The 6,393-nt window shown below is 69.5% G+C and carries 6 protein-coding genes and 1 pseudogene; 3 read left to right on the top strand and 4 right to left on the bottom strand.

The window, feature by feature from the left end; translation table 11 throughout:
* The 3 genes from ACIQTP_RS12590 to ACIQTP_RS12580 form a co-directional block, all read right to left on the bottom strand.
* The coding region (locus tag ACIQTP_RS12590; protein WP_403399074.1) for an alpha-amylase family glycosyl hydrolase at positions 1–848 on the bottom strand (848 nt) is incomplete at its 3' end.
* Positions 845–2,848, bottom strand: a complete 2,004-nt coding sequence (locus tag ACIQTP_RS12585; RefSeq protein ID WP_403399072.1) for an alpha-1,4-glucan--maltose-1-phosphate maltosyltransferase — start codon at positions 2,846–2,848, stop codon at positions 845–847. The genes ACIQTP_RS12590 and ACIQTP_RS12585, both read right to left, overlap by 4 nt.
* 77 nt (positions 2,849–2,925) lie before the next feature.
* Entirely contained in the window at positions 2,926–3,237 is a 312-nt protein-coding gene (locus ACIQTP_RS12580) for a DUF5133 domain-containing protein (protein ID WP_403399070.1), read from the bottom strand.
* Between the two features lie 304 nt (positions 3,238–3,541).
* Between ACIQTP_RS12580 and ACIQTP_RS12575 the strand changes: the two genes are divergently transcribed.
* Both ACIQTP_RS12575 and ACIQTP_RS12570 read left to right on the top strand, forming a co-directional pair.
* A complete protein-coding gene (locus tag ACIQTP_RS12575) occupies positions 3,542–4,057 on the top strand; it encodes a pep a2 (RefSeq protein ID WP_168488092.1) in 516 nt (171 codons plus the stop codon).
* Positions 4,058–4,297: 240 nt separating this feature from the next.
* Complete coding sequence (locus tag ACIQTP_RS12570) at positions 4,298–5,695, top strand: FAD-binding oxidoreductase (RefSeq protein WP_403399067.1); 1,398 nt, start codon at positions 4,298–4,300, stop codon at positions 5,693–5,695.
* Here ACIQTP_RS12570 and ACIQTP_RS12565 read toward each other — a convergent pair.
* Positions 5,696–6,085, bottom strand: a pseudogene (locus tag ACIQTP_RS12565) (SAM-dependent methyltransferase); the annotation flags it as partial.
* Between ACIQTP_RS12565 and ACIQTP_RS12560 the strand changes: the two are divergent.
* Positions 5,999–6,364 carry a DUF6624 domain-containing protein gene (locus tag ACIQTP_RS12560; protein WP_403399064.1) on the top strand — a complete coding sequence of 122 codons (366 nt, stop codon included), beginning with the start codon at positions 5,999–6,001 and terminating at the stop codon, positions 6,362–6,364. The pseudogene ACIQTP_RS12565 and the gene ACIQTP_RS12560 overlap by 87 nt on opposite strands.
* The last annotated feature ends 29 nt before the right edge of the window (positions 6,365–6,393 follow it).

The raw sequence follows: 6,393 nt of genomic DNA, 5'->3' as shown, positions 1-6,393 counted from the left end.
TGGCACTCGTCGCCGCCCGAGGGGAAGTCGCCGAAGTAGTCGACGACGTCCTCGGGCCACTGGTTCGCCTCCGCCAGCAGCACCGTGTCCGGATACTGGGAGTCGATCTCCTTGCGCACCCTTTTCAGGAACAGGTGCGTGGCGGGGAGGTTTTCGCAGTCGGTTCCCTCGACCTGGTAGAGATACGGCACCGCGTCGAGGCGGAACCCGTCGATGCCGAGGTCGAGCCAGAAACGGAGGGCCGCGAGGATCTCCTCCTGGACGGCCGGGTTCTCGTAGTTGAGGTCGGGCTGGTGGGAGAAGAAGCGGTGCCAGAAGTACTGCTTGCGGACCGGGTCGAAGGTCCAGTTGGAGGCCTCGGTGTCGACGAAGATGATCCGGGCGTCCTCGTACTGTTTGTCGTCGTCGGCCCAGACGTAGTAGTCGCCGTAGGGCCCGTCGGGGTTCGAGCGGGATTCCTGGAACCACGGGTGCTGGTCGCTGGTGTGGTTCATGACGAAGTCGATGATGACGCGCATGCCGCGTTGGTGGGCGGCGTCGACGAATTCGACGAAGTCGGCGAGGTCACCGAACTCGGGCAGGACGGCGGTGTAGTCGGAGACGTCGTAGCCGCCGTCCCGGAGGGGGGATTTGAAGAACGGCGGCAGCCACAGGCAGTCGATGCCAAGCCATTGCAGGTAGTCGAGTTTCGCGGTGAGGCCCTTGAGGTCGCCGACGCCGTCGCCGTTGCTGTCCTGGAAGGAGCGGACCAGGACTTCGTAGAAGACGGCGCGTTTGAACCAGTCGGGGTCGCGGTCCCTGGCCGGGGTGTCCTCGAAAGTGTCCGGAACGGGCTCGTTGACGATCATGTGGTGGGTGACCCTCCGATCCGCGGTGAGGTGTCGACGGCGAGCACATGCGCACCGCCCGGCCCCAGTCGCACGAAGTTGGCCCTGCCCCAGGTGTAGGTCTCGCCGGTGAGCTCGTCGCGCACCGGCACGGACTCGTGCCAGTCCAGGGCGAGTCGCGGCATGTCCAACGAGACCGTCGCCTCCTGGGTGTGGTGGGGGTCGAGGTTGGCCACCACCACGACCGTGTCGTCGTCCGAGCGCTTGCTGTAGGCGATCAGGGCCTCGTTGTCCGTCTGGTGGAAGTGCAGGTTCCGTAGCGCGTGCAGAGCCTTGTGGCGCCGTCTGATCCGGTTCAGCTCCGTGATCAGCGGTGCGATCGTGCTGCCCTCGCGCGCGGCCGACTCCCAGTCACGTGGACGCAGTTCGTACTTCTCGGAGTTCCGGTACTCCTCGCTGGCTGGCCCGACCGGAGCGTTCTCGCACAGCTCGTACCCGGAGTAGACCCCCCACGAAGGCGAGAGGGTGGCGGCGAGCACGGCTCGCACTTCGAAGGCGGGCCGACCGCCCCGCTGGAGGTGGCCGGGCAGGATGTCGGGGGTGTTCACGAAGAAGTTGGGCCGCATGAAGGCGGCCGTCCCGCCCGACAGTTCGGTGAGGTAGTCGGTCAGCTCCTGCTTGGTGTTGCGCCAGGTGAAGTACGTGTACGACTGCTGGAAGCCGACCGCCGCGAGCGTGTGCATGATCGCGGGCCGGGTGAACGCCTCGGCCAGGAAGATCACGTCCGGGTCGGTGCGGTTGATGTCCGCGATGACCCGCTCCCAGAAGACGACCGGCTTGGTGTGCGGGTTGTCGACACGGAAGATCCGCACGCCGTGGTCCATCCAGTACCGCAGCACCCGCAGCGTCTCCTGGACCAGCCCCGGCATGTCCTGGTCGAAGGCGATCGGAAAGATGTCCTGATACTTCTTCGGCGGATTCTCCGCGTACGCGATCGACCCGTCCGCCCGGTGGTGGAACCACTCGGGATGCTTCTCCACCCACGGGTGGTCCGGGGAGCACTGGAGCGCGAAGTCGAGCGCGATCTCGAGCCGCAGTTCCGTGGCCCGGCGCACGAAGGCGTCGAAGTCGTCGATCGTGCCGAGATCCGGGTGGATCGCGTCGTGGCCGCCCTCGGGAGAACCGATCGCCCAGGGCACGCCGACATCCCGACGGCTCGCCGACAGGCTGTTGTTGGGGCCCTTGCGGAAGGTGGTGCCGATGGGGTGGACCGGCGGGAGGTACACGACGTCGAAGCCCATCCCGGCGATGGCGGGCAGGCGTTCGGCGGCGCTGCGGAATGTGCCGTGCACCGACGGGTCCAGTTGTCCGCTCTCCGAGCGCGGGAAGAACTCGTACCAGGCGCCGTACAACGCCCGCTTCCGTTCCACGAGCAGGGGGATCGGCAGCGAGCGGGAGACCCGTTCGCGCAGGGGGTGTGCGCTGAGAACGGCGGTCACTTCCGGCGCCAGGGCGGCGGTGAGACGGGCCGTCGGCCGCCGGGAGTCGTCGCGCAGGGCGTGCGCCGCGGCGCGTACGACCGCTTGGCCGGCCGGGTCCGGTACCGCGGCCGCGGCCCGCTCGTACAGCGCGGCGCCCTCCTCCAGGACCAGCCCGGCGTCGATCCCGGCCGGGACCTTGATTCCGGCGGTGTGGCGCCAGGCGGCCACGGGGTCGCTCCAGGCCTCCACCAGACAGGTCCAGTGGCCCACGGATTCCGGTGTGACCTCGGCGCCCCAGCGGTCGGTGCCCGGGGCGAGTTCACGCATCGGGGCCCGCGGCCCGGGGCGGCCGCTCTGATCGCACAGGACGACTTCGGCGCCGAGCACATCCCGGCCCTCGCCGAAGACGGTCGCGGTGACCTCGAAGGTCTCCCCGACGACCGCCTTCGCGGGGCGCCGGCCGCACTCGACGACCGGCTGGACGTCCACGATCGGGATACGGCCGATCGGGTCACGGCCATGGGCCGGATGTGCCTCCATGTTTCGCCTCCGCCGTCCTCGCGCCCTGCCCCCTCGGTTCAGAGCTGCACCGAAAATTCCCGACACCACGGTCCGTCTCAGGGACGCCCGCCGACCGCTCGACCCACTCCCCGCCCCTGAGGCTCCTGGGAGAGCTGAGAGCCCCGCGCGCCACGCGCCACCGTCATCGACGACAGCGCGGAAGCCGGTGCCTCGCTCCGCAGATAGTGCTCGGCGGCGTCCACCGCCTCGCGCGCGCAGCGCTTCCCCATCAGCACGCACAGGGTGTACCCCGTGTTCTCGAAGTTGCCCCGCACCGTGTGGTCGGCGGGAGCCACGAGCAACAGGCGTTCCCAGGCCCGGTATTGCTCCAGACGCCTGGCGACCTCGGCTTTGGCAGGCAGCAGCATGCGCCGGTCACCTTTCCACTCTCTCGACTGCGCACGGGATACCCGGCCGATGCCGGACGGCCGTGCACGGAAGGGCACCGACCCACTACGGAGGGCGGCGCCCTCACTCATGGTGCCTGCACGGGCACCCAGCGTCTTGTTGGCTCTTCAATCACATGGGGTCGGGCTCTCGTGTTGCACGAACGGAGTAGCACTCGCACTCTGGGACTGACTCAAAAGCGATCAGTGCTCACGCTTCGTGATCGGGGCTCGGTCCGAGAAGGGCGAGGAGAGGCGAGAGCTTCGCCGTGAGGAGCCAACGAAGATGAAACCTGCAGTGCCCTGCTACTACCACCTCGACGTGGAGGTCAGCCCGGAGCGGGTTGGCCAGGTCAAGCGCATATTGGGGGCCCATCTCCGGTACTGGAACCTGGATACGCTCGTCGATTCCGTCTGTCACTGCGCGGAAGCGCTGCTGCACACGATCGACCGGCACGCGACGGACAAGAACACCACCATCGAGATGTGGTGGAACGGTTCCCACCTCATCACCGCGGTCTCCGACAACGACCAGGATCTCCGCCCGCACAACGAGCCCCAGGGCTGTCTGGCGCAGATCGCCGCCCTCAGTGACGGCTGGGGCTGCTGCGCCACCGGCGCCGGCGGCAAGATCATCTGGTTCTCCTGGCGGGCCCGCGCCGCCGAGCACGCTCCGCTGGTCCCGACCGCGCCCATGCCCAGCCTGCGGGAGGCGCGCCGGACGCCCCGTCAGGTGGCGTTGCCGGAACCGGCGCTCGCGGCGTCCCGTCATGACACGGAGGCCGTGATCGCCGTGACGTGATCACGACGACCGAGGGGCGGGGACCACCCGCCCCAGCGGTTCCGTACGCCAAAACGGTGATCTACGGCGTCCGACGTCGTCGCCGTCCTTCCCGGAGCCGCCGACGGGAGCGCCGCCGCCGGGCTGCGGAGCCGTCGGGAACCGGAGCAGAACAGGCGCGTCGGATCCATCGGAGGGAGACTGGAGCCAAGGCCCCGGACACGGGTGCCCTGAAGTCGGCCCCCAGACAGGGGGAGGGGTATGTCCATCACGACGGCCGAAGCAGCGCGCCGGGAACTGACGGGATTCAAGGGGCAGTTGATCGGACCCGGCGACTCCGGGTACGACGAGGCGCGTGCCGTCTACAACGCGATGATCGACCGGCGGCCCGCCCTGGTGGCGAGGTGCGCCGGCGACGCGGACGTCTCCTGCGTCATCGGCTTCGCCCGCGACCACGGCCTCCCGCTCGCCGTGCGGGGCGGCGGCCATCACGGCGCGGGCCTGGGGGTCTGCGACGACGGCGTGGTGCTCGACCTCTCACCGCTCAAGGACATCGAGGTCGATCCGGAGGCCCGCACGGTACGGGTCGGGGGTGGCTGTGTGTGGGGCGAGGTCGACCGTGCCACCCACGAGCACGGCCTGGCCACACCCGCCGGCATCATCTCCACGACGGGAGTCGCCGGCCTTACTCTGGGCGGCGGCATCGGGCATCTCACCCGCAAGTACGGGCTGACCGTCGACAATCTCCTGGCGGCCGACCTCGTCCTGGCGAGCGGTGAGCACGTGCGCGCGAGCGACACGGAGAACACCGACCTGTACTGGGCGGTCCGCGGGGGTGGCGGCAACTTCGGAGTCGTCACCTCGTTCCTGTTCCGGCTGCACGAGGTGAGCACCGTCGTCGCGGGCCCCACCTTCTGGCCCGCCGAACTCGGCGCGGAAGTCCTCACCGCCTACCGCGACTTCCTCCCGGACGCCCCCCGCGAACTGAACGCCTTCTTCCTGTTCGGCTCGGTGCCGCCCGGCCCGCCGTTCCCCGAGGAGATCCATCTGCGCAAGGTCTGCGGGGTCGTCTGGTGCCGCATCGGGGACGACACCGAGGCGGCGGCCGCGGAGATGGCACCGCTCCTCGACGCCGTGCCCGAGCCGCTGCTGCACGGAGCGGCGCCGATGCCGTATCCCGCGCTCCAGTCCGCGTTCGACGGGATCTACCCGCCCGGCGACCAGTGGTACTGGCGCGCGGACTTCGTCGACGAGATCCCCGACGAGGCGGTCACGTCGCACATCGGGTACGGCGCAAAGCCGCCGACCTGGAAATCGACGATGCACCTGTATCCGATCGACGGCGCCGTCCACGACGTCGCACCGGCGGACACCGCCTGGAGCTACCGCAACGCACGCTGGGCCACCGTGTACGCGGGCGTGGACTCCGACCCGGCCGGCGCCGAGCGCGTCAAGCGGTGGAGCGTCGACTACTCCGACGCGCTGCACCCGTACTCCGCGGGCGGGGCCTACGTGAACATGATGATGGACGAGGGCCAGGAGCGCGTACGGGCCAGCTACCGTGACAACTACGCCCGTCTGGCCCGTATCAAGGCCGACCGCGACCCGGACAACCTGTTCCGCCTCAACCAGAACATCCAGCCGGCGCAGCGCACCTGATCACGGCTTGAGGGCGACCCCGCCGTGCACGTCCGTGGGCTCCGGTGCGGTGCCGGGCGCGGGACGCCACAGGGGGCAGGAGACGATGCCGGGCTCGATCAGCTCCAGGCCCTCGTAGTACGCGGTGATCTGCTCCGGGCTGCGCAGCACGTACGGGACGGCGCCCGTGTCGTCGTAACCCTGCTGGGCCTGCTTGAGCGCGGCGTCGGTGTCGGTGCTGTCGTAGTGCACGAAGTAGCTGCCGGAGGGCAGGGCGGCCTGGAGGGTGCGGACGATCGACCTGGCCTCCTCGTAGTCCTGGATGTGACCGAGGATGCCCATGAGCATCAGGGCGACGGGCTGGTCGAAGTCCAGGATCCGGCTCGCCGCCTCGACGATCTTCTCGGGCTCGTCCTGCTGCACGCCCCGGACCTCGACTTCCAGCTCCGCTGCCGCGACCTGATCGCCCAGGCCACCGCGGACGGGCGCTGCCCCGGCCCGCACCACGCCTACATCGCCGATCACTGCGCGGTCGAACTGGGCCAGCCCCAGTTCTACGGCACCCGGGTCGACCCCGCGACCTTCCGCCCGTATCCGATCCGGCGGCCCGAGACCCTCGAGGAGCGGCGCCGCGATGTCGGCCTCGGCCCCCTCGATGAGCAGATGCGGACGCTGCGCCGCGGCGCCTGAGAACGTGATGTGCAGCACGCACGGAAATG

The sequence above is a fragment of the Streptomyces sp. NPDC090798 genome (genome assembly GCF_044768965.1).
In the GTDB taxonomy this organism is placed as follows: domain Bacteria; phylum Actinomycetota; class Actinomycetes; order Streptomycetales; family Streptomycetaceae; genus Streptomyces.
The sequence above is the reverse complement of the archived record's forward strand: the minus strand, read 5'-3'. Positions and strand labels throughout refer to the sequence as shown.

Coding starts and splice junctions, on each gene's coding strand:
- ACIQTP_RS12575 (WP_168488092.1), top strand. CDS start 3,542: ATGAAACCTGCAGTGCCCTGCTACTACCACCTCGACGTGGAGGTCAGC.
- ACIQTP_RS12570 (WP_403399067.1), top strand. CDS start 4,298: ATGTCCATCACGACGGCCGAAGCAGCGCGCCGGGAACTGACGGGATTC.
- ACIQTP_RS12580 (WP_403399070.1), bottom strand. CDS start 3,237: ATGCTGCTGCCTGCCAAAGCCGAGGTCGCCAGGCGTCTGGAGCAATAC.
- ACIQTP_RS12585 (WP_403399072.1), bottom strand. CDS start 2,848: ATGGAGGCACATCCGGCCCATGGCCGTGACCCGATCGGCCGTATCCCG.